The following is a 23,813-nucleotide window of genomic DNA, read 5'->3' as shown; positions in this document are numbered from 1 at the left end:
AGTTGGAAAAACCTGAGCATGCCAGCCGGCGGACCGCACCGGAGATCACCGTCTCCGGAATCGGTAAACGTTACGGTGCAACCCCGGTACTGAAGGACGTCACACTGTCGGTAACCCCCGGGGAAATCCACGGCATCATGGGGGAAAACGGCGCAGGAAAGAGCACCCTGCTCAAAATCCTGGGCGGTGCCATCATGGCGGACTCCGGCACCATGGAATTGGACGGAAACCCGGTCAGGATCACAACCCCACGGGACGCCATTTCCCACGGGATTTCCCTCATCTCCCAAGAATTGGCACTGATCCCCAATCTGTCGGTGCTGGAGAATGTCTTCCTGGGCCGCTGGGCCCAGAGGGGAAGCATCCTCCGCCCCAACAAGGACGGTGACCATTTCGCCCGGCTGTTGGAAGAGACCGGTTTTGACCTGGACCCCCGGGCAACCGTGGGGAACCTGCCTATCGGCCAACAGCAGCAGGTGGAAATCCTGAAAGCCCTCGCCCGCGGGGCGAAGGTGCTGTGCATGGACGAACCCACAGCGGTCCTTAACGAGGCCGAGAAGGAAAAACTCCTGCAGGTTATCAAAAGGCTGGCCTCTACCGGGACCACCGTCCTCATCGTCTCCCATTACCTGGAGGAAGTCCTGGAGTTGGTGGACCGGGTGACCATTCTGCGCGACGGACAGCACATCGTCACCGAAGACGCTGCCGGCCATACGCCGGAGTCGCTCGTGCGGCTGATGGTTGGCCGGGACGTCGATTTCCTCCTCCCCGAAGTTCCGCAGGTGTCGTCCAAAGCTGAGACGGTTCTTCGGGTTGTCGGATTGACCAGCACCAAGGTTAGCGACATATCCATTGAGGTCCGTCGCGGAGAGATCCTGGGCATCGCCGGCCTCGTGGGCAGCGGCCGCAGCGAAACCCTGCTCGCCATTTTCGGTGCAGACCGGACCACCGGCGGCTACGTCGAGATCAACGGCCGCCGCCTCCGCGCCTGCTCCATCAGGGACGCCATCAAAGCAGGTATTGCCCTCATTCCGGAGTCGCGGAAAGAACAGGGACTGGTCATGTCCCGTCCAGCCTCAGAGAATATTGCCCTCTCAACCCTGTCGGGCCGGTCATGGGCCGGCTTCGTCAGTTCACGGCGGGAAAGGGCGGCCGTCAAGGACGTCAGCAAGTCAGTTGACCTGCGCGGCGCCCGCCCGGGACAGCCCATTGCCAACCTTTCCGGCGGGAACCAGCAGAAGGCGCTTTTCGCCAAATGGCTGTTGGATCCTCCGGCAGTGCTGTTGGTGGATGAACCCACCCGGGGAGTGGACATCGCAGCCAAGGCCCGGATCCACAGCATCATCGTTGAACTGGCTGCTAAGGGTACAGCAGTCATCGTGGTCAGCTCCGAGCTCGAGGAAGTGCTCGGCCTGTCCCACCGTGTCCATGTCATGAGGCACGGGCGCATTGTTGCCGAGTTCGACCGAAACGCCTCCCGCGATGAAGTCATGACTTCCGCTTTCCTGAAATAGGTGAATCCACATGAGCACAACAACAGTTGCCGTGCCTTCGACGGCAGAGAAAAAGTTCAATCTGAATCTCAAAGATTTCGGAATCGTTTTTGGCCTGGCCGCCATCATGCTGTTCCTGGCCCTGAACACCGGAACATTCCTCACGGGCCGCAACTTCATCAACCTGTTCGACCAGGCCGCCGTCGTGGGGCTGCTCGCCGCGGCAGCCACGCTGTGCATCATCAGCGGGGTTTTTGACCTTTCCTCCACCGCAACCCTCGCAGTCTCCGCCATTTCGGGCGTGATGCTCACCCAGCACTTCGGTGTTGCGGCAGGGTTCTTCGGGGCTTTGCTGGTGGGCGCCCTGCTGGGGACCCTCACAGGGCTGATCGTGGTGAGCACGAAGGTCAACTCGTTCATCGGAACACTCGCGGTGAGCATCATTTACCGGGGCCTCGCCATCGTGATCACCGGCGGCGCGATAGTCGCACCGCTGCCCGACCAGCTCGCAACCTTCCAAACCTGGACGTGGCCCAGCATCTTCGGCCTCACGGCCGGCTCGGTATTGATGCTGGCAATGACCGCGGTCCTGGGAATTGTTCTCTGGCGCACCACCTTCGGCCGCAGGATCTACGCCGTAGGCGGCAACCAGGAAGCGGCCCGCCTGAGCGGCATCCGTACGGGCTCAATCCACGTTGCGGTCTTCGCCATCAGCGGTCTCTGCTCGGCAATGGCCGGCATGATTCTTGCCTCGCGTGCCGGCTCGGCGCAACCGGCCATGGCCATCGGCATCGAGCTCACCGCAATCGCCGCTGTGGTCATCGGCGGCACCAGCATCATGGGCGGGCAGGGCGCCATGTGGAGGGCCTTCGTGGGAGTCATGATCCTCACCGTCATCAGCAACGGTTTCAACCTGCTGCATTGGGATACCACGTACCAGCAGGTGGTGACAGGTGTCCTCATCCTGGTGGCCGTTGCAGCCGACGGATTGTTCTTCCGCAAAGCCACCAGATGACGGTCCAGGGTGGACCCTAGAGATATGACATGGATGCACCGCGGGGCAGGGGCCCGGCAGGAAGTTGAACAGGAGGCCCGGCAATGCGGATAGGACTGATGCTCCAGGGCACCAGTTGCCGGGCGCTCGTTTTGGAGGGACGCTCCGTCATCTCCGTGGCCGAACAGCTGCAGGCCGGCAGTCTGGCTGAGGCGCTGGACGGGGTGCTGTCCGCGTTACGCCTGCAGTTCGGGAGCCGGATCACAGACGTAACGGCCGACGTCGGACGCGTGCTCGCTGCGGGGCAGCCAGGGGACGTCGTCGCAATCCGCATCTCCCCCCGCCCTCCGGCTGATCGATTCCACCACACCGTCCTCCCGGCGCTCATTGAGCCTGCAGTCACCAGGACCATGCATGTCCGCGGCGGCCACGACCTGCGGGGACGGCCCCTTGCGCCGCTGGACCTGAACGCGTTCCTGATGGAATTGCCCTCAATGCTGTCCGGACACTTGCGGAACGTAGCCATCACCGCCGTCGGCTCCACCGCCTCCCCGGAGCACGAAACGCGCATCGCGGACGCCATCCTGTCGAACGACAGCGACACGCGGATCAGTGTTTCCAGTGATTTCTACTCGAGCGTATTCCGCGACCGTGACTACACAGCCATCCTTAATAGCGCCTTGATGGAATCGGGCGAAGAGCTGGGGGCAATTCTGGAAGAGGCCGGGAAGCGCCACTTCCCCGCCGCCACACTGTCCTATGCCAGGAACGACGGCGGCCGTGCACCCCTTGCGCGGCTGGCGGTAGCGCCCGTGCACGCGCTTCGTCCGGAACCTGCAATGGCAATCCTCGGCGCGGCCACTTTGGGCGGGATGCGTGACGGCGAAGTAGTTGTCTGCACCGATGCGGGTGTGAGCGTGGGCAACATGCGCCGCGGTCTTCCGGTTGCACACAGTCTCATCCGGCAGGGGTATGGAGCGAGCCTGGCCACCAACGCCACCATCGTGGAGCCCTACACTGCCAACCATCCAGTCCGAGCCGACATCCCGTCACTGGTCGCCGACGTCCGCACCAGCCAGGACACCCCGCCTGAGTACGGCCTGGTGCCAACACTCCCAGATGCTCAGGACCTGCCCCTCATAGGCTGTGCCGCGGCACCGCTGACGGCGTGGATCGACAGGCTCGAAAGGGTCAGCGGACAGGAGGATCTGCAACGGGTGCAGCACCGCGCTGAGGAGGAAGCCCAGTCGGCCGCGGTCCAGTTGGGCGCGAGCCCCACAGACACCCGCATCATCGAATCAAACGTCTTCGCCATGCCTTACGGGAATCCCGGAATCGTCCGGATCCGGGTCCAGGCCGCGGACGGGACTTCCAGCCCTGAGGAACAGGCGTCCACCGCGCAAGCCATGGAGGCGACGGCATGAGCACGGTCCTCACGGCCGAAGACGTCGGGCACCTCCGGACCGGTGCCCATTTCCTGGCCTGCGCCATCGATCCCACCGCCATCCACATCTACGCCGGCATGATCCAGGAGGCCATGAAGACCCGGTCCGTGGAGCTCGTCACCGTGGATGAACTCGCTCCAGATGACCTGGTAGTGGCAGTGGGCATGGTGACCCAAGGCCTGTTCATCGCTGACATGCCCCCGGTGGGTGACGAGTTCATGGGCTGTATCGATGCGATTGAAACCAGGCTGGGCCGCAGGGTGCGGGCCATCTATTCACTCGCCGCCGCCAACATCAACGGAATCATTCCGCTCATGGTGGGGCTGCAGTCCTCGCTTCCCGTGATCGACTCCGATCCCATGGGGCGCGTCTTCCCCCTCATCAGCCAGACCACTTTGAACATCGGCGGGGTGGCCATTGGCCCCATAGCGCTCATGGGGGTAACCGGCGAGCGCGCCCTGGTGGAGGCGAGTGATCCGCAGCGTGCCGAGACGCTGGTCCGCGCGCTCGTCACCGAGCTCGGCGGCTGGGCCGCCACCGTCATGTATCCATGCTCCGCGCGTGAGCTGAAGGAGCACGGAGTGCACGGCTCCATCAGCCGGATGATCCGCATAGGACAGATCCTCGACGCCGAAACCTCGGCGGAGAGCAAGTTCCTGTCACTTGCCGACTTCCTGGGCGTGACGCGGATTGCACGGGCGCGGGTGAGCCACATCGAAGGCCTGTCCCGCCCCACCGACCTGGGACTGCCTGCCCAGCCGTCAAGCCTGACCTTGGAGGATGAAACCACCGGGCAGATCATCCGGCTGGAGATCCAGAATGAGATTCTGTTGGTGCTTGTGGACGGTGCTGTAGCGGCAGCCGTCCCCGACATGGTGACGCTGCTCAACTCCGAGCACGGCTCTGTGGCCAACCTGGACGACGTCCGGGTAGGCAACGTCGTGGATGTGCTTAAACTCAATGCCGCGCCGCAATGGTATTCGGAGGCGGGACTGGACCTGGCCGAACCGGCTGCATTCGGCATTCCGCTCAAGCATCCAAGGCGGCGCCATGAGTAGGTCGATGAAGGACACACGGCTTGATGTAGCGGGCCTGCTGGCGCACGGGTCCCTGCGCGGCACGACGCCGCTGTATCTGACCCCCACCAGCGCAGTGATCGAAAGCGTCGTTCTTGTCTCCCAGCTGGAGGCGATCCAGCGCGTGCGGCCCAACACCGTTGTGGTCCTCGCCTCAGAAATGGGTTCGGGTGGATGGCTTGTGTCCGCCGCACTGCGGCATGCCTGGGAGCGGCGGGCCAGTGCCGTCGTCGTCGCCGGGAGCACCTATTCCAACGCTGTGATCGGCCTGGCTGAACGGCTGGGCATCACCCTTTTGGCTGCGGAGGGAAATCCGGCCGAAGTCGCATTGTCTCTGGCAGCTGAAATCGGTGCCGCCCTGTCCGTGGTGGATGCCGAGCTCGCCCGGTTCGCCCGAGCAGTGGCCAAGGACAGTACACTCGCTGACGTCCTCAAGACCATATCCGGTGAACTGGATGGCGTGGGCGTTTCGCTGGAATACGACGGAGTCGTCCTCGCCTCAGCCGGTGCTGCCCCGCGGGATTCGGCGAAGGTCATCACGGTTGACGTTGGCGCGGCCAACGCCGCCGTCCCTTCAGCCCTCACCGCCCGGGTACCCGCCTCCGGAGTACACAACCTGCGGCTGGTTCGTTCGATTCTCGAAGTAGCGGCTCCTTCCGTTAAGGCCGCATGGTTGTTGGGCAACTCCCGGGACGAGGCCCGCGCTGTTCCCACTGCGGCACTGGCCAGGCTAAACCAGGGTTCAGGTTCTTCCGGCACCGCCTTCGAGGAAGATCACCGGCATCTCCTCTCACAGCTGGGTTGGCGCAGGGACGAAGGCTACGCGGCTATCTGGATCTGCCGCAGCGGTGGGCACACGGCAGACCACGACCTGACGGCTGTGCTGAGGCTGCTCTGGCGTAAAGTCGCTGGGCGCAGTCCTCTGGCGGAGGTCGACGGCGGCTGGCTGGCACTTGTTCCGGCCGCACACCAGGAAGTTCTTTCGCAGCTTGAACTTCGGCTCAAGGCACGGCTCCAGCCTGCCTTGGCCGAGCTGGGCCTGGTGGCCGGCCTGTCCCGCTGGGCGGAGGAGGCTCCGCCGCTTCCGTCCATCATTCAGGAAGCCCGGCTGTCTGCTGTGTCAGCCCGGTCAGCGGGCCCGGGCACGGTATTGGGTTTTGCCGGTCTGGGCGTAGCGGCGGCATTTACATTCGTCGACAAGGACGCCGTGGCACTTGTGGCTGAGCTGACCCTGCCACGGCTGATGGCTTCTCCCGACCGGGAAGCGATCGTGGCAGCCGTAGCGGCGTTCCTTGACCACCGCGGCTCGGTAAGCCTCGCAGCGTCGGCACTTGATGTGCACCGCAACACCCTCCAGGCCCGGCTTAGCCGTGCACGGGAACTCGGCGTCCCCTTGGACAATCCGTCCGAGTTGCTGTCCGTCCATTTGATCCTCACCGTGCTGTCGGCGACAACACATGAGAAACCAGCTTTCCAAGCTCCCAACGAAACCAGAAAGGACTCCCATGAGTTCCCAGTTTGAATCCTTCGACGACGTCTACGCCTCCGCCCGGGACACCGTCGGCGTCCGCCTCTTCACTGCCTCCGTCATCGCCGACGAAGGCACCAGCATGGCTCGCATTTACACCACCCACCCCGAGGTCTACCCGATAGGCGGGAAGAAAACCCTCGCGGGAGACACCAATCCTGTGTGGCTGGAGCAGGTCCTCATCGGCCAGCAGCCATTCCTGGGCGCTGACAGGGAAGCCGTCCGGGCCTTCTTCTTCGACTCCGGAACCATTGAATCGCTGGGGTGTGGCGCGATTGTCAACGTTCCGGTGGTGAGCGGCCGCCGTACCATCGGCTCCATGAACTTCCTGGCGCCCGAAGGCAGCTATGACCAGTCTTCCGTGGACGCCGCCGTAGAGGTTGCGCGGCGCTCCGTCCAGCTCCTCGAAGCCGCTTTGGCCGCCACCAGCTAGCTTGCCGACGACAACAGGAAGGAAACACTCCACGTGATCCCCAACTTCCCGGGAAACCTGACCATCCGGAACGCCAGAATCTTTGACGGCGAATCACCTGCACTCGTAGAGGGCTCCATCACTGTCCGCGATGGCCGGATCACGGCCGTGCACGGTACCGCTGAGGACAGTGGCGCCTGGCCCGGCTCCGAAACAGTACTCGACGCGGGCGGCCGGGTGGTGATTCCCGGCCTCATCGACGCCCACTTCCACGCCTACGCGCTCAGCCTGACCTCGGCCCTGAACGAAACCGGGCCTTTGAGCTACTCCGCGCTGGCCGGTGCCCGCAGGCTTGAGGCCGCGCTGCGCCGGGGCTTTACCTCAGTGAGGGACGTGGCTGGTGGTGATGTGGGCCTTGCGGCTGCAATCGAGGAAGGACTGTGCCCCGGTCCCCGCTACTTCTTTACCGGTCCCGCGCTGAGCCAGACCGGCGGCCACGGTGATATCCGCGCCGCGAACGACGGAAGCTGCTTCCATGGCGGTCACATGTGCGAGGTGGTGGATGGTGTTGAGGACTTGCTGCGGGCGGTGCGCCACAGGTTCCGGACCGGTGCCACCGCCATCAAGCTCATGACCTCCGGAGGAGTGATCTCCCCGGTCGATCCGATCCGCGTCCCGCAGTACAGCGCCGCGGAGATCAGGGCGGTCACTGAGGAGGCATCCCGGCGGGGCAGTTACGCCACCGCGCACGCCTATTCACCAGAAGCCATCAGCCATTCGGTCCTCAACGGGGTTCGCTGCATCGAACATGGCAACCTGCTGGATGCTGAAACCGCCCGGCTCATGGCGGAGTACGACGTCTATCTCGTGCCCACGCTGGTGACGTACGACGCGATGGGCCGCCGCGGAGCGGAAATCGGGCTTACAGAAGTGGGTGCAGCCAAGAACCAGGAAGTACTGGCCGCGGGCAAGAACGCCGTCACACTGGCACAGGAGGCCGGGGTCCGGATTGGCTTCGGCACCGACCTTATGGGTGACCTTGAGGATGAGCAGCTGGCCGGGCTGCGCCTTCAGGTCGAAGTACTGGGCGTCTACGAAGCACTCCGCTCGGCGACATCAACGAACGCCGCACTCCTCCGGCGGGAAGACCTGGGACGCATCGCGGAAGGGGCCTGCGCGGACCTGGTGATACTGGACGGCAATCCCTTCGATGAGCCGTCAGTGCTGTGGGACGGGAGCCTGAACCGTATCGTCATCAAGGCCGGCCACATTGTCTCCTCAGACGCCCTTCGGGCCGGTCATGCGGCGATGGACGAGGCCATCAGCGGGGCTCACGGCTGACGCCTACCTTCAGGCCGCCGTTGCCGTCCCGTGTCAGGACAGCAACGGCGGCCCCGCCACATCAGTCTGAAACCACCTTTGACGTAATTCGCATCACCTCGTATTCTTGATGAAACGATTCAAGGGAAAGGGCTTTCCAAACTCTTGAACCAGTCACGGTCACGCTGACCATCCGGAACAGAACAGCTCCGGTTCCTTGCCGATGACGACGAAGGAATACATCGAAATGAGCACCACCCGCGGGACCACCCGCCCAATCCCGGAAGCCGCCAGCGGACGCCGGGATCCAAAGAAGGCCGCCATGAGCGGCTGGATCGGCAGCGCGCTTGAGTACTACGATTTCGCGCTGTACTCCCTGGCCGCAACGCTCATCTTCCCGGCCATCTTCTTCCCGACAGAGAACCCGACAGTGGCGATCATCGCCTCGCTCGCGACGTATGCCGTGGGGTATGTGTCCCGTCCGATTGGCGCTGTTGTCCTGGGCGCGTACGGGGACAGGCACGGCCGCAAACAGGTGCTGGTCTTTGCCATGCTGTTGATGGGCTTCGCCACCTTCGCCGTTGGGCTCCTGCCCACGTACGGCCAGGTCGGCATCCTGGCACCGGTCCTGCTGGTAATCCTCCGGCTGATCCAGGGGTTCGCGGTAGCAGGTGAACTCGGCGGTGCCAGCGCGATGATCGTCGAACACTCCCCCGATGCCAGGCGCGGCTTCTTCGCAAGCTTCAGCCTGCAGGGCACGCAGGTCGGCTCGATCCTGGCCACGGCCGTCCTGCTTCCGCTTGCAGCCATCCTGCCCGCGGACCAGTTCCAGGCCTGGGGCTGGCGCATCCCGTTCCTGCTCAGCGCGTTCGTGATCCTGGCCGGCTACGTTATCCGCCGCCGGGTGCAGGAGCCGCCCGCGTACGCGGCGCAGTCCGACAAGGGTAAGACCAAGCAGCGGTTCCCGCTCATTGACCTCGTGCGCAGCTACCCGTGGGTCCTGGTCCGGTGCGTCCTGATGACCTTCACCAACGTGGTGGGCATGGCGACGCTCATCTTCGGCGTGTCCTACGCAACTCAGAAGGGCTACGGCAACGGCTTCACCAGCAGCGAGTTCCTCTGGGTGACCCTCGTGGCCAACATTGCGGCCGTCGCGACGATCCCGCTGTTCGGCGCCCTGTCCGACAGGATCGGCCGGCGGATGCTGATGGTGGCCGGCGGCATCGGCGGCGGCCTGCTGGCAGGCGGCTACCTGTGGGCCATCGAGCAGGGAAGCCTGGTGCTGGTCTTCGTGTGCATCGTGGTTGTACAGGGCATCTTCTTCCAGATGTGGAACGCCACCTTCGCCACGTTCTTCCAGGAGCAGTTCCCCATGCGGATCCGGGTGACCGGGTTCGCCGTGGCGCAGAACGTGGGCCTCATGATCGCGTCGTTCTTCCCCAGCATCTTCACCGCCATCGCTCCCCCGGGGACGGCCAACGTTCCCCTGGTCATCGGGCTGACCACGTTCGGCATCTGCGTCGTCGCGGCCCTGGCCACCCTCATGTCCCCCGACACCAGGGGCAAGTCACTCGAGGACCTCGAAGCCGGCAAGGCCGACGCGCCGGCACCAACCGACGCACAGGAACACCAGACGGTCGGAGCCAACGCACCCAAGTAGCCCCTGCCGGCGGGCTTACGCAAGCGGCACTGAGAAGAAGAGGCCGACGGCGGGACCTCCCGCCGTCGGCCTCTTCCGTTAAGCGCGTCCCGGCGCGCTAATTCCCCGCCTGCCGTGCGGCGTGCAACTCCAGCCGCGCAAAGAAGTCTGCAATGACCAGCCGCGAATCGACGTCGGTGTAGATTCTTCGGTCCGGTGATTCGCTGGTCTGCTCGAACGACGACGTCATGTCGCCAAGGCCTGTCACGATAAGGGGAGCGCTGTCCCCCAGGCACCACAGCGGCCCAAATTTGATGAAGTCCGGCACCTTCAGGCCGTTAAACACGTCCCACAGCCATGTGCCTGCCGGGCCTGATTTCCTCAATGCGTGGTCAAGCTCGGCCGCAGAAACCACGAGGCGGCGGTACGTTTCTGACGGGAACTGCCAGATGTCGAGGCGCTGATTGCCCAGGACAAATTCTGCGGCCGCAGGATCGGTGAAGTAGTTGTACTCGTCCGCGTTATCGGCTCGCGCCGAGCCGCCCACCCAGACGAGCGTGATCAGGGCTGCAAGCTCCGGTTCCAGCAGCAGCGCGTCAGCGACGTTGGTCAGGGGGCCGGCGCACACCAGGAACAGGCGAACTCCGTCGGCACCCGTGGCGGCGTCAACGATGGCACGGGCGGCGCCTGTCTCGCGGGTTTCTCCGGTGAACGGGGAGTCCGGGCCCGCGTGGACCGTTGGCCGGTCCGGGTAGTCCAGGACACGCAGCAGGTCCGCCGCCAAATCCGCTCCGGCCTTGGCCATGCCTTCCGGCGGCCCAAACATCGGGTTGGTCAACGAACTTGTGACCGCAACAATGCGGTTTGCGGGCGACAGTGCATGATGGGCCAGTCCTATCAGCCCGTCCGGATCACCTGCCCAGTCATTGTCGATGATGACGCGGCAGTACTGCTGAATGGGGATCATGTGAAAAGACTGGCCCGGACTCCCTCCGTTTCCACCGGGGAATTCCATTAGCCGAAAGGCTTGTCGCCGGGATCGAGGCGGAGGCCCCAACTCCGGTGCCTCAAACACCCAGCCACACTTGAGAGACCTTACGGCTGACCCCTCCCCCGCGCGGCCCTTAAGTGGTCAAATGGGAAGGTTAGACCGGTTGCCCGAGTCCGACCGCGGCCTCGGCCATAGGGAAGGAAGCACATGACCGATCGCCAGGAACAACCCCCGGTCCCCACCCCCGGAAGCGCCGATGCTCCGGACCCCAGGGCCGAGGGTGAGTACCCCGTTGCCTCCGACAGCGCAACCGCACACGGCAGCGACAGCGAAAACCCTGTGATCGACGCGCCGCAGCCCAAGGCGCACCGGCCGCGGACCATCGCGGATTGGTGGCCAAACCAGCTGAACCTCTCCGTGCTCCACGCCCACAACCCGGCGGGGAACCCCCTGGGTCCGTCGTTCAGCTACCGGGAGGAGTTCCAGAAGCTCGACGTCGAAGCACTGAAACAGGACATCACCCAGGTCCTGACCACGTCCCAGGACTGGTGGCCCGCGGACTTCGGCCACTACGGCGGCCTGATGATCCGGCTGAGCTGGCACGCTGCCGGCACCTACCGCGTCCACGACGGCCGCGGCGGTGCAGGGGACGGCAGCCAGCGGTTCGCGCCGCTCAACAGCTGGCCGGACAACGCCAACCTCGACAAGGCCCGGCGGCTGCTGTGGCCTGTGAAGCAGAAGTACGGCCAGAAGCTCTCCTGGGCCGACCTGCTGGTCCTCGCAGGCAACGTGGCCCTCGAGTCGATGGGGTTCAAGACCTTTGGCTTCGCCTTCGGCCGCGAGGACGTGTGGGAGCCTGAGGAGATTTCCTGGGGGCCGGAAGAGGCCTGGCTCGGCGAAGGACGCTACGTCGACGAAAGCCATATGGCCGAGGGCGTGGGCGCCACCGAAATGGGCCTGATCTACGTCAACCCCGAAGGGCCCAAGGGCAATCCGGACCCGGCCGCAGCCGCGGCCTTCATCCGCGAGACCTTCAAGCGCATGGCGATGAACGACGAGGAGACCGTTGCACTGATCGCCGGCGGCCACACCTTCGGCAAGACCCACGGCGCCGGTAACGCCGATGCCGTTGGCCCCGAGCCTGAGGGCGCCAACCTCGAGACGCAGGGCCTGGGCTGGCTCAGCAGCCACGGGACCGGCAAGGGACCGGACACCATCACCTCCGGCCTTGAGGTCACCTGGACCGACAAACCGACCCAATGGAGCAACCGCTTCTTCGAGATCCTGTTCGCGCACGAGTGGGAGCTCGTCGAGAGCCCTGCCGGTGCCAAGCAATGGGTAGCCAAGGACGCAGAGGAGATCATCCCGGACGCCCACAACCCGGAGAAAAAGCACCGGCCCACGATGCTCACCACCGATCTCTCGCTGCGCGTCGACCCGACCTACGGGGAGATCTCGCGGCGTTTCCTGGAGAACCCCGACGAGTTCGCCCTCGCGTTCGCCAAGGCCTGGTACAAACTTCTGCACCGCGACATGGGCCCCGTCAGCCCCAACCTGCTGGGGCCATGGGTGCCGGAGCCGCAGCTCTGGCAGGACCCCATCCCCGCCGTCGACCACCAGCTGATTGATGAGCAGGACATCGCATCCCTCAAGGCCAGCCTCCTGGACTCCGGCCTGTCCGTCTCACAGCTCGCCAGTACGGCGTGGGCGGCGGCCTCCACCTTCCGCAAGACCGACAAGCGCGGCGGCGCCAACGGGGCACGGATCCGGCTCGAACCCCAGCGCGGTTGGGAGGCCTACGAGCCCGGGAAACTGGACACTGCGCTGCAGGCCATCGAGGCGGTGCAGGAGCAGTTCAACTCCGCCCAGGCCGGGGGCACGAAGGTCTCGCTCGCAGACCTGATCGTCCTCGGCGGCTGCGCGGCGGTGGAGAAGGCCGCGCAGGACACCGGCTTCGCCGTCACTGTGCCGTTCCGGCCCGGACGTACGGATGCCGCCCAGGACCAGACCGACGTCGAGTCCTTCCAGTACCTGCAGCCGCGGGCGGACGGGTTCCGCAACTACGTGCGCCCCGGTGAGAAGGTCCAGCCGGAGACCCTCCTGCTGGACAAGGCGTACATGCTGGACCTCTCCGCGCCGGAGATGACAGCCCTCGTCGGCGGCATGCGCGCCCTCGGAACCAACTTCGGCGGTTCCGCCCACGGCGTCCTCACCGACAGGCCCCAGGTCCTGACGAACGACTTCTTCGTCAACCTGCTCTCCCCCGGCACCCGGTGGAAGGCATCGGAGGCGGAGGAGAACGTCTACGAGATCAGCGACGTCAGCACCGGCGAGCTGAAGTGGACGGCAACGGCGGTAGACCTGGTCTTCGGCTCCAACTCCCAGCTCCGGGCCCTGGCCGAGGTCTACGCGAGCGAGGACGCCCGGGAGAAGTTCGTGAACGACTTCGTGGCGGCCTGGGTAAAGGTCATGGAACTGGACCGCTTCGACCTGAACTGAGCCTTCACTGACTTGGGGCACCCGGGCCGGCCGCAGACGCGGCCGGCCCAGGCAGTCCGCGCGTCAGGGTTCAGGAATCCACGGCAACGGGTACCAGGCTGGGCGCACCGAAGTCATAGCTGAGGCTGTCCGCAGCGGTGCGATTCCCAGCATCAGGCCGTCCAGGCTGAAGGACGCCGGTGCCCCCTTGGCCACGCATTCGAGGGAATCGGAAGCACCCCGTCCGTTCCGACGACGCGCAGATCAGCACTCGCGACTTCATGCAACTCGCCGCACAAGAAAAGTTCCAAACTTCCGGTTTTTCAACCTCTTATGAGGTAGAGTTTCAAGAAGTTGCTAATAGGAGAGTGCAGACTGAATGAACGCTATTGTCCATACCGAACAAAAGGCCAGCTTCCGACTGTCGGAGCTGGGACTGGATGTCGCGGGCATTACGAGGACACTGCAGCGCGCCGACGCCGAAGCTGCCACAGTCACCAAGCTGGCCCCTCCGAATTTTGCGGGGATCATCTTCTACGGACGGACGGTCCAGTTCCTCCGAGAGGAGTATCTGTCCGAAGGATGGAACTACTCCAATCCGAAGAATCAGTGCCGAACGATTTCCCCAAGCGGCGAGTGGCAGCTCATCGCCAGTTCCGGTGCAGTCGGAACCGGCGTGGAAGGAGGCAACCCTTCAACCCGCAACCCAAAGGGCATCACAATGGACGAAGTGGTTGCCAAGAACGCAATCCAGACTTCGTTTGACCTGGGGCCTGAATTCGCCCTTGAACAAGCGCCAGTTGAAGAGGGTCTACTGACGTGGATCCTGCTTTATCAGGTGGTGGACGATGGTATTTTGAGCGAAATTTCACTCCCGCGAAGCATGTCCGGGTCATTTATCAACGACTGGCAGGAACGCATCATCCTTCCTCGTGTGGATCGAAGCAGCGACGCCGCACGGTGGACGACCCCGATCGATGAGCCGACAGCAGACCTGGATACATACGATGTTCCTGTGTCTCGAATTTCCTAAACAAGAAGCCAGCCAAGCAATAAATGCACTTTGAACCCACTCGTCTTACCCTCGCTCGTCGTCGGCGGGGCCTTTCACTAACGGCACTCGCGCAACTCACAGGTACGACCTCCCGGTCTATTTCTGCATACGAGAACGGCGAATGGACACCGAACTCCGATTCCATTCAGGCCATAGCTTCTTCGTTAGACTTTCCGCCCGAGTTCTTCCTGGCACCTGCCATCGACGAAGTCCCCGTGGACTCTGTTAGTTTCCGCGCGCTCAGCAAGATGACGGCGCGCCAACGCGACGCCGCGCTTGGGGCCGGTGCGATTGCCGCGCTGATCGACTCATGGATACAAGAGCGGTTCACCCTTCCACGAGCGGACCTTCCTTCCCTAACGGGATACGACCCGGAGCTGGCGGCGGAAACGCTGAGGGCTAAGTGGGGGCTAGGTGTGCGCCCTTTGGGCAACACGGTCCACCTAGTGGAGTCAAAGGGTGTACGCGTCTATTCGCTTCCGCACGACACCGCAAACCTAGACGCTTTTTCCCTTTTTCGATCCGAGAGACCTTACATATTTATCAACACTCAGAAGAGCGGCGAGCGCGGAAGATTCGATGTGGCGCATGAACTAGGACACTTGATTCTTCACCAAGAGCATCTGCCAGTTCACGGGCCAGCAGCCGAATCCGAGGCGAATAAGTTTGCAGCAGCGTTTCTCATGCCAAAAGGTTCGGTGCTGGCCAAGGGACTCCATAATGCTTCCGTGGCGGAGACCCTAAAGGCCAAGACCACTTGGCAAGTTGCAGCGATGGCCCTTACTCATAGATTGCATGAATTGGACCTGCTAACAGATTGGGGATACAGGGCCAACTGTGTGCAGCTATCACGCATGGGCTATAGAAGCAGTGAACCGAACGGGATCCCGAGAGAAACGTCGCAGCTACTCAGCAAAGTCCTAAAGGAGCTACGCCGAGAAGGCACGACCACGTCTCGACTTGCAGGCGAGCTCAACATCAGTCAGCAGGATCTGACCAGTCACCTCTTCGGACTGACATTGATGGCGGCCTGAACTTTGCGTCGCCAAAGGGGCCAACAAGTGGATGGTCAGGCAAGCGCTTAATAGGTTCTTGATGTTGAGCCCGAGGCACATCGCCGCGAACGCAGCCGTGTCTACGCCAGGTGCCGCGCGACGCCGGCCGGGTGCCGCAGGTGCGCCAGCATCGCGGCGAGTGCGGCGGGGATCAGGAAGATCCCGGTCAGCCAGCCCCAGCCCCCATCCTCAAACTGCAGGGCCAGGCCGCCCACCACCACCGCCGGCAAGGCCGTGAGGACCTTCACCCACAGCGCTCCGCCCCGCAGCCATACCCATACCGCGGCGCCGGCAAACCCGAGGGCTCCTAGCAGTACGAGCCGGTGCCCCACCGGATACGTGGGCGGCTCGACGATGAAGGTGAAGGTGTCGGCCAGCCCGCAGGCCATCAGTACCGCAGAGAGCAGCACGAGCAGCGCCCACGCCCCCTCGGCCCAACGGATCTGGTACATGCGTTGACGGTACTTGATGGACTTCATCCCGGGCGGGAATCGGACGTGGTCCATCAATGTCGCGACGGACAGTACCGGGGAAAACGTCGCCACCAAGAAAGTTTGCTAAAACGCTTGATCATGTGATCTGACGCACTTATGCTGAAGGTGATTAAACGCTTTAGCAGATTGGACATCAGAGCCGATGAATCGCTCAGTTTTCTTCAAACCCGCCGACGGCTGGGTGGGAGACCTTATCCCTTTCGAGAAGGACGGGGAGTTTTGGCTCTTCTACCTGCACGAGGTCCGCGCAGACCCGAAACCGGGAACCTCCTGGCACCTGGTGACCACCAAAGACCTCACGCAGTTTGAGGACCACGGCGTTTCCCTCCAGCACGGAAGTGAAACGGACCTGGACTTCAACGCCTACACAGGCAGTGTCGTCGTCGACGGGACCGGCACCCACCATCTGTTCTACACGGGCCAGAACCCGCGCAACCTCGGACCGGATGGTTCGCCCCTCCAGCTCGTCATGCACGCCACAAGCACCGATGGCATGCAGACCTGGGTGAAGCACCCGGAGCTCACCTTCGGCGCCCCGGACGGCTACGAGTCCGGCGACTGGCGGGACCCCTTCGTCTTCCGGGACGAGGCCGCAGGCCAGTGGCGGATGCTTCTGGCGGCGCGGCACTCAGCCGGACCCGAACGCCGTCGGGGTGTCATTGCCCAGTGCATCTCCAGCGACCTGCTGACCTGGCAGCACACTGAACCGTTCTGGGACCCCCGGCGCTACATCACCCATGAATGCCCGGACGTCTTTGAGTGGGGCGGCTGGTGGTACATGGTCTACTCGGAGTTTTCCGAATCGTTCACGACCAGATACCGGATGGCCACAAGCCCCGACGGCCCCTGGACGGTTCCGAACCTGGACTCGGTGGACGGCCGCGCCTTCTACGCTTCCAAGACGGCTGAGCGCGACGGACGCCGCTTCTTCTTCGGCTGGATCGCCAGCAAGGAAGGCAACGCCGACGGCGGACCCTGGCAGTGGGCGGGCACGATGTCTGTCCTCGAAGCCCGGCAGAACCCCGACGGAACACTGGGATTCGGCTTCGCGGACGAACTCGTTGACAGCTTCTGGGATGACGTCCCGGTATCCCTGGCTGACGCGCTGCCCGCACGGCTGGACGTACCGGACGGATACACCGCCAACGTCTCCGACGAAGTCCTGCCCGCCCAGTTCTACGCCGCCGCAGTACTGGACATCGAAGCCGGCACCACCGAATGCGGGCTGTTGCTCCGCTCAAGCAAGGACGGGGACCAGTCCTATGTCCTCCGCCTGGAACCGAAGCGCGGGCGCATGGTGTTCGACCGGTGGCCCCGGAAGACCACCGGTGACGCGCAATGGCATGTCTCCGGCGACGTTCCGTTCGAGATCGAGCTGGAACGCCCCTGCGACCTGGCTCCCGGCGAGCACACCCTCGAACTCGTCGTCGACGGGGACATGTGCGTGGCCGTGCTGGACCGGCAGGTCGCCCTCAGCACCAGGATCTACGACCTGCCGTCGGGACGGATCGGCGTCTTCACCGGGGAGGGGTCCGCGACCCTCATCGACCTTCAGATACGCAAGCGCACAGACAACTGAACACCCGCACTGCTTTCACCCGAATCAAAGGAGATTTTCATGAAGAAGCTATTCACAGCCGCCGTGGCTGCGGCCGCGGCCATCGCCCTCGCAGGATGCGGCAGCGGAGGAACCACTGCCCCTTCCAACGTCAGTCCCACCGGCGAGGTCAAGCCACGGGAAATCTCGTGGCTGCTGTCCCGGCCGGCCGACGGCGCCGTCATCAACATCATGAAGAAACTGGCCGACGACTACGCCAAGGACCACCCGGGCTTCTCGCTCAACCTGATCACCACCCCCGACAGGCCCTCGTACATCCAGAAGCTGGAAACCCTCGCGGCCGCGAACAAGCTTCCCGAACTCTTCGACACCGACGCCACCCCCTTCGCCCAGCAGCTGGCGAAACAGGGCAAAATGCTCGATGCCGAAAAGCTGCTCAAGTCCCTGGACGTCTATGACGACTACCGGCCCAGCGCCCTGGACTACCAGCGCTTCGACGACGGGTCCCTGCACATGATCCCGTTCCAGTTCGAGCTGGAATTCATCTGGTACAACAAGGCGCTGCTGCAGAAGGCCGGCGTCGCCGCCCCGAAGTCCCTCGATGACTTCCCCGCAATGTGCACGGCCCTGCGCGAGGCCGGCATCACCCCCATCGCCATCGACGGCCAGGACCAGTGGCCGCTGGAGCGGTACGTCGCCTACCAGCCGTTCCGCGAGGCCGGGCCAGAGTTCATCCAGAAGCTCAAGAAAGGCGAAGCCAAATTTACGGATCCGGCAGGCCGGAAGACCGTCGAATGGCTGGCTTCGCTGGGCAAGGCCAAGTGCTTCCAGGACGGTTTCTCCTCACAGGGCTACTCCGATGCGCAGAACCAGTTCACCTCGGGCCAGGCAGCGATGTACAACATCGGCACCTGGGAGCTGCCAAGCCTGGCAACGGACAAGCTGAATCCTGCAGTGCGGGATGACATCGACTTCTTCACCCTGCCAACCACGGACGGATCCGTCACGGCGGCAAACGAGTTCGTCTCGCCGTCGGGCATTGGCATGGCCGTGAACGCCAAGACGTACGACCCGCTGGTGAGCGACTTCCTGAAGTTTGCCCTGACGAAGTACCCGTCCGAGTACGCGGCCACCGGCGCGCTGTCACCGACCACCAACGTGGAGACAGCACTTCCGGCCAACGCCACCCCGCTGTACAAGAAGGCCCTGGACATGGCCAACGACCTCGGGGGCAAGCAGGCCATGCCGTGGGACACCCAGCTGGACCCGACCACCAACGGCCGGCTGCAGCAGGAGCTGGTGCTCCTCGTCCAGGGCAACATCACGCCCGAACAGTTCACCAGCACGATGGACAGCACCATCGCGCAGAACGCCCCGAAGTTCTTCAAGTAATCACAGCGGTGGGGGCTCCGGCCCCCACCCGAAAGGCCCTGCCATGCTCCCCAACAGGTCACGACTCTCAGTCCTGGTCTTCCTGCTCCCGCCCCTGCTGCTGTACGGCGTCGCCGTGCTGTTCCCCATCATGCAGTCGCTGTTCCTGAGCTTCTTCTCCTGGAACGGCATCAGCGACATGGAGTTCGTGGGGCTCGCCAACTACGTCCGGATGCTCACCGCGGACGACATCTTCTGGCGCTCATTCTTCAACGCCCTGGGTTACCTCGCCATCTGCCTTGTCCTGCAGCTCGGCGGTGCCCTGCTGGTGGCCAGCCTCCTGACCTCGATGCGGCGCGGCCGCGAACTGATCAAAACGCTCTACCTCCTGCCTGCGGTGATCTCCACGGTGGCCATCGCGTTCCTCTTCGTGCGGATCTACTCGATCGAACCGGCTGGCCTGCTCAACCAGCTCCTGCACTGGATCGGCCTCGGCGCCCTTGAACGCCCCTGGCTCTCGGACATCAACACCGTGCTCGCCGCGGTGTCGGCGCCGGAGGGCTGGCGTTTCACCGGCCTGTACATGCTCATCATCTACGCGGCGCTGCTGTCCGTCCCGCAGGAGCTGGAGGAGGCGGCCCGCCTCGACGGCGCATCCCGGTGGCAGCTGTTCACCAAGATCCGGTTCCCGCACATCATGCCCGTCTGGATCACCACCACGATCATGGCGACAACGTACGGCCTGCGCGGATTCGACATCCCGTACCTCATGACCAACGGCGGCCCCGGACAGTCCTCCGAACTGCTGACCACGTACATGTACAAGACGGCGTTCACCAGCACCGACTTCGGGTACGCCAGCACCATCGCCGTCTTCATCGTCATCGAGTGCCTGGTCGCCGTCGGACTCATCCTCTTCATGCTCAAACGAAAGGCGGACGCATGACCGCGCCAGCAGCTCCCGTCACCCGGCCCGTGGCAGCACCGCCAGAGAGCGTCCCGCCGCTCCGAAGAAGGCGGAAGCCCGGCCTCCACGCCACCCTTTCGAGGGTGATCATCGCCCTCATCGCGATCGTGCAGGTGTACCCTCTGGCCTGGCTGTTCATCACCAGCCTGCGCACCGAACACGACTTCGCGACCGGCGACCCGTTCGCGCTCCCGAAGGCGATCACGTTCGAGAACTACGCCCGCGCCTTCGAGACCGGCAACCTCGGCATGAACATCCTCAACAGCTTCGTCGTCACCATGGGCGCCAACCTCCTGATTGTTCTCCTGGGCATGATGGCCGCGTACGCCCTGCAGGTCCTCGGCTTCCGGTACAGCAAGTTCGTCCGCGGCCTGTTCCTGATCGGCATCATCGTGCCCGTGCAGATCGCGCTCGTACCGCTCTTCATCGATTACGCGAGCATCAACCTGCTCGACACCTACCCGTCGATGATCATCCCCCTGGCCGGCTTCGCCCTGCCGATGTCGATCTACCTGTTCTCGTCGTTCTTCGAGTACATCCCCCGGGAAACATATGAGGCGGCGTCGCTGGACGGGGCAGGGCCTTACCGGATCTTCGGACTGATCACCCTGCCGCTTTCGCTAAACACCGTGGTGACCGTGGTGCTGGTCAACAGCATCTTCATCTGGAACGACTTCATCTTCGCCAACACTTTCGTCCTCTCCGAGGAACTGAAGACCATCCCGCTGGGCCTGCAGAACTACATCGGCGCGATGGGAAAGACGGACTGGACGGCTACGTTCGCCGCCGTCTGCGTCACGATCACACCCCTGCTGCTTGTCTTCCTCGTGCTCAACAAGGCAATGATCCAGGGCCTGGAAAGCGGGGCGTCCAAGGGATGACCGGCCGATATACTCCTGAAGGAGGGCACATGAATTCGCAGGAGAATAGTTCGGGCACGCCATCGTCGCCTGCCCCCGCGCAGCAGACCCGGCGCGCCCAGCCCGTCACCCTGCGTCAGGTGGCCGAAGCCGCCGGGGTCTCCACCGCCACTGTTTCCCTGGTTGTGAACAACAAAAAGGCGGCCCGGATATCCGACGAGACCCGCAAGCGCGTCCACGACGCGATCCAGGATCTGGGCTACCGGCCCAACGCCATGGCCCAAACCCTGGTCAGCGGCAGTTCCCGGTTCATCGGGCTCGTCGCCGACGCGATCGCCACCACCCCGTTCGCCGGCCAGATCATCCACGGCGCCCAGGACGAGGCCTGGAAACACGGCTACGCCCTCCTCATCGCCAACACCGAAGGCAACCGCGAGCTTGAACGGGACGCCATTGCCATGATGCTCGAGTACAAGGTCCGCGGCATCCTCTACTCGACCTGGTTCCACAGGGCAACGGACGTGCCGGACTCGCTCCGGGAATCGGACTTTGTCCTCGTCAACTGCTTTGCCGAAGAACCCGGCGCCCGTGCCGTCGTCCCCGACGAGGTCCAGGGCGGCCGTTCAGCCACCGAGGTCCTGCTGAAGCACGGCCACCGCCGGATCGCCTTCATCAACGCCACCACCCCCGCCCCGGCCAAGGACGGCCGGCTCCAGGGCTACCGGGAGGCGCTGGAAGCGGAAGGCATCCCGTTTGACAACAGCCTTGTCCTGGAAGCCTTTCCGGATCAGGAGGGCGGGTATGGGGCAACCGAAGGGCTGCTAAAACTCGGCGTCACCGCCGTGTATTGCTACAACGACCGAATGGCGATGGGACTGTACGACGGGCTGCGGGAGCAGGGCCTCTCAATCCCCGACGACATGGCTGTGGTGGGATTCGACAACCAGGAAGTCATTGCTGCCCACCTGCGGCCTCCCCTCTCCACGGTGTCCCTCCCCCACTACGAACTGGGCGCGGCGGGGGTAAGAATGCTGCTGGGCCTTGACGCCGAGCAGGCCAGCGGCCCCGAAAAAATCTACTGCCCCACCGTGGAACGGAACTCCGTCCGGGCGCTGGCGCCTGCGTAGCTCGCCAGCCTGCCGGGAATGGCGACGGCGGCGATCACGTCTGCGCCTTGCTGACTGTTTGACTGCAGGCAGGCGAGTTGCGTCAAAAACTGCTCGGAGGTTCGGGGAAGTCCGTGGCGGGCGGGCCATCATAGGCACGGCGTCCGGAACGCGTCACGGCGCGCCGGTCAACCTTTCCGCATTTCGTGCAGTGCCGGGCGAATTTCCCATCCCGGTCCGTCTCGGCCAACCAGTGGTGCCCTAGGTTCACTTTGCAAAGCAGTGTGTTGAGCATGAGGGCATCCATCCTGGGAGTCGCCAACGGGCTTGTATTCTACGCGCCTGCCATCCCGACATCCACAGGACGGGAACCGGATAGCACGACGGCGGCACTCCGCTCAAGCCAGGGGCTACTCTTCGATCTCCCCGCCGAACGCGCGCAGGTGCTGCCGGAACGTGAAAGCGGGGTTCGAGGCGCGGGCTGCCAGGAACTCGCCCAGGTGCGCCTGGGTCCGGAATGTGGTGCCCATGTGCATCTTCGCAGCCTGCGAGCGTTCTGTGTCACGGATCGTGGCCGCCACGTCTGCGACCTCGGCGGCACGGGTGAGCGGGATGAACAGCGCGCCGTCGTCGTCGCTCAGGGCGAAATCCTCGGCCGTAACGCGGTGCCCGCCGCACAGCGCGGCTTCCAGGGCATCGGGGTCGCGCGGATCGAGCCGCTGCGGGCCCACCGGCAGCGCCCCCTGGCTGAAGACGGGCAGCCGGATGGTCCGCAGCTCGGTAGTGTCGCGGTGCAGTCCCCAGATCAGGATGCCGGCCAGGCCGGCCCCGCTTGCCTCCAGTGTCACGAGGTCCCCGACGCAGGCTTCGTCTTGGCGGCCGCCGTTGTCCACCACCAGGACGTCGCCGGGTTCGGCGCGTTCAATGGCCTCAAGGAAGACGTCGACGCTGCCGTAGTGCCGGGCCGGGCGGACCCGGCCCGCCAGGTGCGTGCCGCTCCACAACGGGACCGTCCCGGGCGGGGCGCAGCGGACCTCGATGCCGAGCCGCATGCAGGCGTCGGCCACGTGCGGGGTGGTGAGGTCCAGATAAGTCCGGTGAAGCTGTTCTGGATGCAAGGGTTTCTCCTATTTGTTGCGGGTTGTTAGGGCAATCTGGTGAGGCGCCGCCGTCGGGCATTCCACAATTAATGCATCAGCTGCTCCGCCAGGAGGAACAGCCCGATGGCCACCATGGCGGCGCCGGAGAACCGGGTCACCGTCCGGGCAGCGGCGGGCCGGGTGCGCAGCACCACCCGGGCGCCGGCGCCCACGCCGGTGTAGACGACGGCGCAGCTCGCCACGTGCACCAGGCCCAGCACCACGATCTGCCCCGCGACGGGCCACGCGGCGCCGGGGTCGGTGAACGGCGGCAGCAGCGCCAGGAACAGCAGGAAAAGCTTCGGGTTCAGCCCGCTGATCCCCGCGCCCCTAAACATTTGGCGGGCCCACGAGCCCGAAGCCTGTTCCTCGCCGGCCTGCGGGATCGCGGGTCGCCTCAGCATCCCGATCCCCATCCACACCAGGTACGCCGAACCGGCCACCGTCAGCACAGTCAGCACCATCGGTGAGCCGGCCACCACAGCGCCCACGCCGGCGGCGACCACGGCAGTGGCCGCCAGATGCCCGGACAGCAGACCCCCGACGGCGGGCAACACCGTCCGGTGCCGGAGCCCGGCCGAAATCGCATACGCCCAGTCCGCCCCCGGAGTGAGGACAAACAGGAAGGACACCGCCCAGAACGCGGCCACGGTCCCAAAAGCCATATCTTCTCCCTCAAGGCTGACCCACAGAGTGCCTGAAGGTGCCTTACCAGCCTAGGAAAATCGGACCGAAAGCCGCTTCCAACTTCTCCCTCCCCAGGCCCCTAGTTGAGAAGAATGTTCTCCACTAGCGACGTGGACCGGAAAATTCTTGCCCGCTTGCGGATCTGG

The 23,813-nt window shown here is 64.2% G+C and carries 20 protein-coding genes; 16 read left to right on the top strand and 4 right to left on the bottom strand.

Features of this window, described 5'->3' with window-relative positions; genetic code table 11:
- Window positions 1-2: 2 nt before the first annotated feature.
- From J2X42_RS11955 to J2X42_RS11920, 8 genes are all read left to right on the top strand, one after another.
- The gene (locus J2X42_RS11955; protein ID WP_310165359.1) at window positions 3-1,514 is read left to right on the top strand and encodes a sugar ABC transporter ATP-binding protein; all 1,512 of its coding nucleotides are present in this window, start codon (window positions 3-5) and stop codon (window positions 1,512-1,514) included.
- Window positions 1,515-1,524: 10 nt separating this feature from the next.
- Window positions 1,525-2,508, top strand: coding sequence for an ABC transporter permease (locus J2X42_RS11950; protein ID WP_310165358.1), 984 nt, complete (start codon window positions 1,525-1,527; stop codon window positions 2,506-2,508).
- Between the two features lie 83 nt (window positions 2,509-2,591).
- Window positions 2,592-3,911 (top strand): methylhydantoinase, encoded by a 1,320-nt coding sequence (locus J2X42_RS11945; protein ID WP_310165356.1) that lies wholly within the window; start codon window positions 2,592-2,594, stop codon window positions 3,909-3,911.
- Entirely contained in the window at window positions 3,908-4,990 is a 1,083-nt protein-coding gene (locus J2X42_RS11940; protein WP_310165355.1) for a DUF917 domain-containing protein, read from the top strand. Before J2X42_RS11945 ends, J2X42_RS11940 begins: the two co-directional genes overlap by 4 nt.
- A complete protein-coding gene (locus J2X42_RS11935; RefSeq protein ID WP_310165354.1) occupies window positions 4,983-6,530 on the top strand; it encodes a helix-turn-helix domain-containing protein in 1,548 nt (515 codons plus the stop codon). The genes J2X42_RS11940 and J2X42_RS11935 overlap by 8 nt, the downstream gene beginning before the upstream one ends.
- Window positions 6,514-6,969: a GAF domain-containing protein gene (locus tag J2X42_RS11930; protein ID WP_310165353.1), complete on the top strand. Its 456-nt coding sequence runs from the start codon at window positions 6,514-6,516 to the stop codon at window positions 6,967-6,969. Before J2X42_RS11935 ends, J2X42_RS11930 begins: the two co-directional genes overlap by 17 nt.
- Before the next feature lie 33 nt (window positions 6,970-7,002).
- A complete protein-coding gene (locus tag J2X42_RS11925) occupies window positions 7,003-8,289 on the top strand; it encodes an amidohydrolase family protein (protein ID WP_310165351.1) in 1,287 nt (428 codons plus the stop codon).
- Window positions 8,290-8,515: 226 nt separating this feature from the next.
- Window positions 8,516-9,928, top strand: coding sequence for an MFS transporter (locus tag J2X42_RS11920; protein WP_310165350.1), 1,413 nt, complete (start codon window positions 8,516-8,518; stop codon window positions 9,926-9,928).
- A 97-nt stretch (window positions 9,929-10,025) separates the two neighbouring features.
- Here the strand turns inward: J2X42_RS11920 and J2X42_RS11915 are convergent, their stop codons facing one another.
- The gene (locus J2X42_RS11915; RefSeq protein WP_310165349.1) at window positions 10,026-10,874 is read right to left on the bottom strand and encodes a nucleoside hydrolase; all 849 of its coding nucleotides are present in this window, start codon (window positions 10,872-10,874) and stop codon (window positions 10,026-10,028) included.
- A gap of 231 nt (window positions 10,875-11,105) precedes the next feature.
- On the opposite strand from J2X42_RS11915, the gene katG reads away from it, so the two are divergent.
- From katG to J2X42_RS11900, 3 genes are all read left to right on the top strand, one after another.
- Entirely contained in the window at window positions 11,106-13,397 is a 2,292-nt protein-coding gene (katG, locus tag J2X42_RS11910) for a catalase/peroxidase HPI (RefSeq protein WP_310165346.1), read from the top strand.
- 358 nt (window positions 13,398-13,755) lie between these two features.
- Window positions 13,756-14,409 carry a hypothetical protein gene (locus J2X42_RS11905; RefSeq protein ID WP_310165345.1) on the top strand — a complete coding sequence of 218 codons (654 nt, stop codon included), beginning with the start codon at window positions 13,756-13,758 and terminating at the stop codon, window positions 14,407-14,409.
- A gap of 23 nt (window positions 14,410-14,432) precedes the next feature.
- Entirely contained in the window at window positions 14,433-15,464 is a 1,032-nt protein-coding gene (locus J2X42_RS11900) for an XRE family transcriptional regulator (protein WP_310165343.1), read from the top strand.
- A 101-nt stretch (window positions 15,465-15,565) separates the two neighbouring features.
- On the opposite strand, the gene J2X42_RS11895 is transcribed toward J2X42_RS11900, so the two are convergent.
- On the bottom strand, window positions 15,566-15,937 hold the full coding sequence (locus tag J2X42_RS11895) for a hypothetical protein (protein ID WP_310165342.1): 372 nt from the start codon (window positions 15,935-15,937) through the stop codon (window positions 15,566-15,568).
- A 184-nt stretch (window positions 15,938-16,121) separates the two neighbouring features.
- On the opposite strand from J2X42_RS11895, the gene J2X42_RS11890 reads away from it, so the two are divergent.
- The 5 genes from J2X42_RS11890 to J2X42_RS11870 are packed head-to-tail and all read left to right on the top strand — an operon-like array spanning window position 16,122 to window position 21,862.
- Window positions 16,122-17,558, top strand: coding sequence for a GH32 C-terminal domain-containing protein (locus tag J2X42_RS11890; protein ID WP_310165341.1), 1,437 nt, complete (start codon window positions 16,122-16,124; stop codon window positions 17,556-17,558).
- A gap of 39 nt (window positions 17,559-17,597) precedes the next feature.
- Window positions 17,598-18,929: an extracellular solute-binding protein gene (locus tag J2X42_RS11885; RefSeq protein ID WP_310165339.1), complete on the top strand. Its 1,332-nt coding sequence runs from the start codon at window positions 17,598-17,600 to the stop codon at window positions 18,927-18,929.
- Window positions 18,930-18,972: 43 nt separating this feature from the next.
- Window positions 18,973-19,854, top strand: a complete 882-nt coding sequence (locus J2X42_RS11880; protein ID WP_310165337.1) for a sugar ABC transporter permease — start codon at window positions 18,973-18,975, stop codon at window positions 19,852-19,854.
- Window positions 19,851-20,756 (top strand): carbohydrate ABC transporter permease, encoded by a 906-nt coding sequence (locus tag J2X42_RS11875; RefSeq protein ID WP_310165335.1) that lies wholly within the window; start codon window positions 19,851-19,853, stop codon window positions 20,754-20,756. Before J2X42_RS11880 ends, J2X42_RS11875 begins: the two co-directional genes overlap by 4 nt.
- Before the next feature lie 29 nt (window positions 20,757-20,785).
- Window positions 20,786-21,862, top strand: coding sequence for a LacI family DNA-binding transcriptional regulator (locus tag J2X42_RS11870; RefSeq protein ID WP_310165333.1), 1,077 nt, complete (start codon window positions 20,786-20,788; stop codon window positions 21,860-21,862).
- A 389-nt stretch (window positions 21,863-22,251) separates the two neighbouring features.
- Here J2X42_RS11870 and J2X42_RS11865 read toward each other — a convergent pair whose 3' ends face one another.
- The gene (locus J2X42_RS11865; protein ID WP_310165331.1) at window positions 22,252-22,959 is read right to left on the bottom strand and encodes an RraA family protein; all 708 of its coding nucleotides are present in this window, start codon (window positions 22,957-22,959) and stop codon (window positions 22,252-22,254) included.
- Between the two features lie 68 nt (window positions 22,960-23,027).
- A complete protein-coding gene (locus tag J2X42_RS11860) occupies window positions 23,028-23,645 on the bottom strand; it encodes a LysE family transporter (protein ID WP_310165329.1) in 618 nt (205 codons plus the stop codon).
- Between the last annotated feature and the right edge of the window lie 168 nt (window positions 23,646-23,813).

This window comes from Arthrobacter sp. BE255 (assembly GCF_031457335.1).
GTDB lineage: Bacteria > Actinomycetota > Actinomycetes > Actinomycetales > Micrococcaceae > Arthrobacter.
Note: the sequence above shows the minus strand (reverse complement) of the source record. Positions and strands in the feature narration are given on the sequence as shown.

Coding starts and splice junctions, on each gene's coding strand:
- J2X42_RS11940 (WP_310165355.1), top strand. CDS start 3,908: ATGAGCACGGTCCTCACGGCCGAAGACGTCGGGCACCTCCGGACCGGT.
- J2X42_RS11920 (WP_310165350.1), top strand. CDS start 8,516: ATGAGCACCACCCGCGGGACCACCCGCCCAATCCCGGAAGCCGCCAGC.
- J2X42_RS11945 (WP_310165356.1), top strand. CDS start 2,592: ATGCGGATAGGACTGATGCTCCAGGGCACCAGTTGCCGGGCGCTCGTT.
- J2X42_RS11880 (WP_310165337.1), top strand. CDS start 18,973: ATGCTCCCCAACAGGTCACGACTCTCAGTCCTGGTCTTCCTGCTCCCG.
- J2X42_RS11890 (WP_310165341.1), top strand. CDS start 16,122: ATGAATCGCTCAGTTTTCTTCAAACCCGCCGACGGCTGGGTGGGAGAC.
- J2X42_RS11875 (WP_310165335.1), top strand. CDS start 19,851: ATGACCGCGCCAGCAGCTCCCGTCACCCGGCCCGTGGCAGCACCGCCA.
- J2X42_RS11895 (WP_310165342.1), bottom strand. CDS start 15,937: ATGTACCAGATCCGTTGGGCCGAGGGGGCGTGGGCGCTGCTCGTGCTG.
- J2X42_RS11915 (WP_310165349.1), bottom strand. CDS start 10,874: ATGATCCCCATTCAGCAGTACTGCCGCGTCATCATCGACAATGACTGG.
- J2X42_RS11950 (WP_310165358.1), top strand. CDS start 1,525: ATGAGCACAACAACAGTTGCCGTGCCTTCGACGGCAGAGAAAAAGTTC.
- J2X42_RS11935 (WP_310165354.1), top strand. CDS start 4,983: ATGAGTAGGTCGATGAAGGACACACGGCTTGATGTAGCGGGCCTGCTG.
- J2X42_RS11905 (WP_310165345.1), top strand. CDS start 13,756: ATGAACGCTATTGTCCATACCGAACAAAAGGCCAGCTTCCGACTGTCG.
- J2X42_RS11900 (WP_310165343.1), top strand. CDS start 14,433: ATGCACTTTGAACCCACTCGTCTTACCCTCGCTCGTCGTCGGCGGGGC.
- J2X42_RS11930 (WP_310165353.1), top strand. CDS start 6,514: ATGAGTTCCCAGTTTGAATCCTTCGACGACGTCTACGCCTCCGCCCGG.
- J2X42_RS11885 (WP_310165339.1), top strand. CDS start 17,598: ATGAAGAAGCTATTCACAGCCGCCGTGGCTGCGGCCGCGGCCATCGCC.
- katG (WP_310165346.1), top strand. CDS start 11,106: ATGACCGATCGCCAGGAACAACCCCCGGTCCCCACCCCCGGAAGCGCC.
- J2X42_RS11870 (WP_310165333.1), top strand. CDS start 20,786: ATGAATTCGCAGGAGAATAGTTCGGGCACGCCATCGTCGCCTGCCCCC.
- J2X42_RS11860 (WP_310165329.1), bottom strand. CDS start 23,645: ATGGCTTTTGGGACCGTGGCCGCGTTCTGGGCGGTGTCCTTCCTGTTT.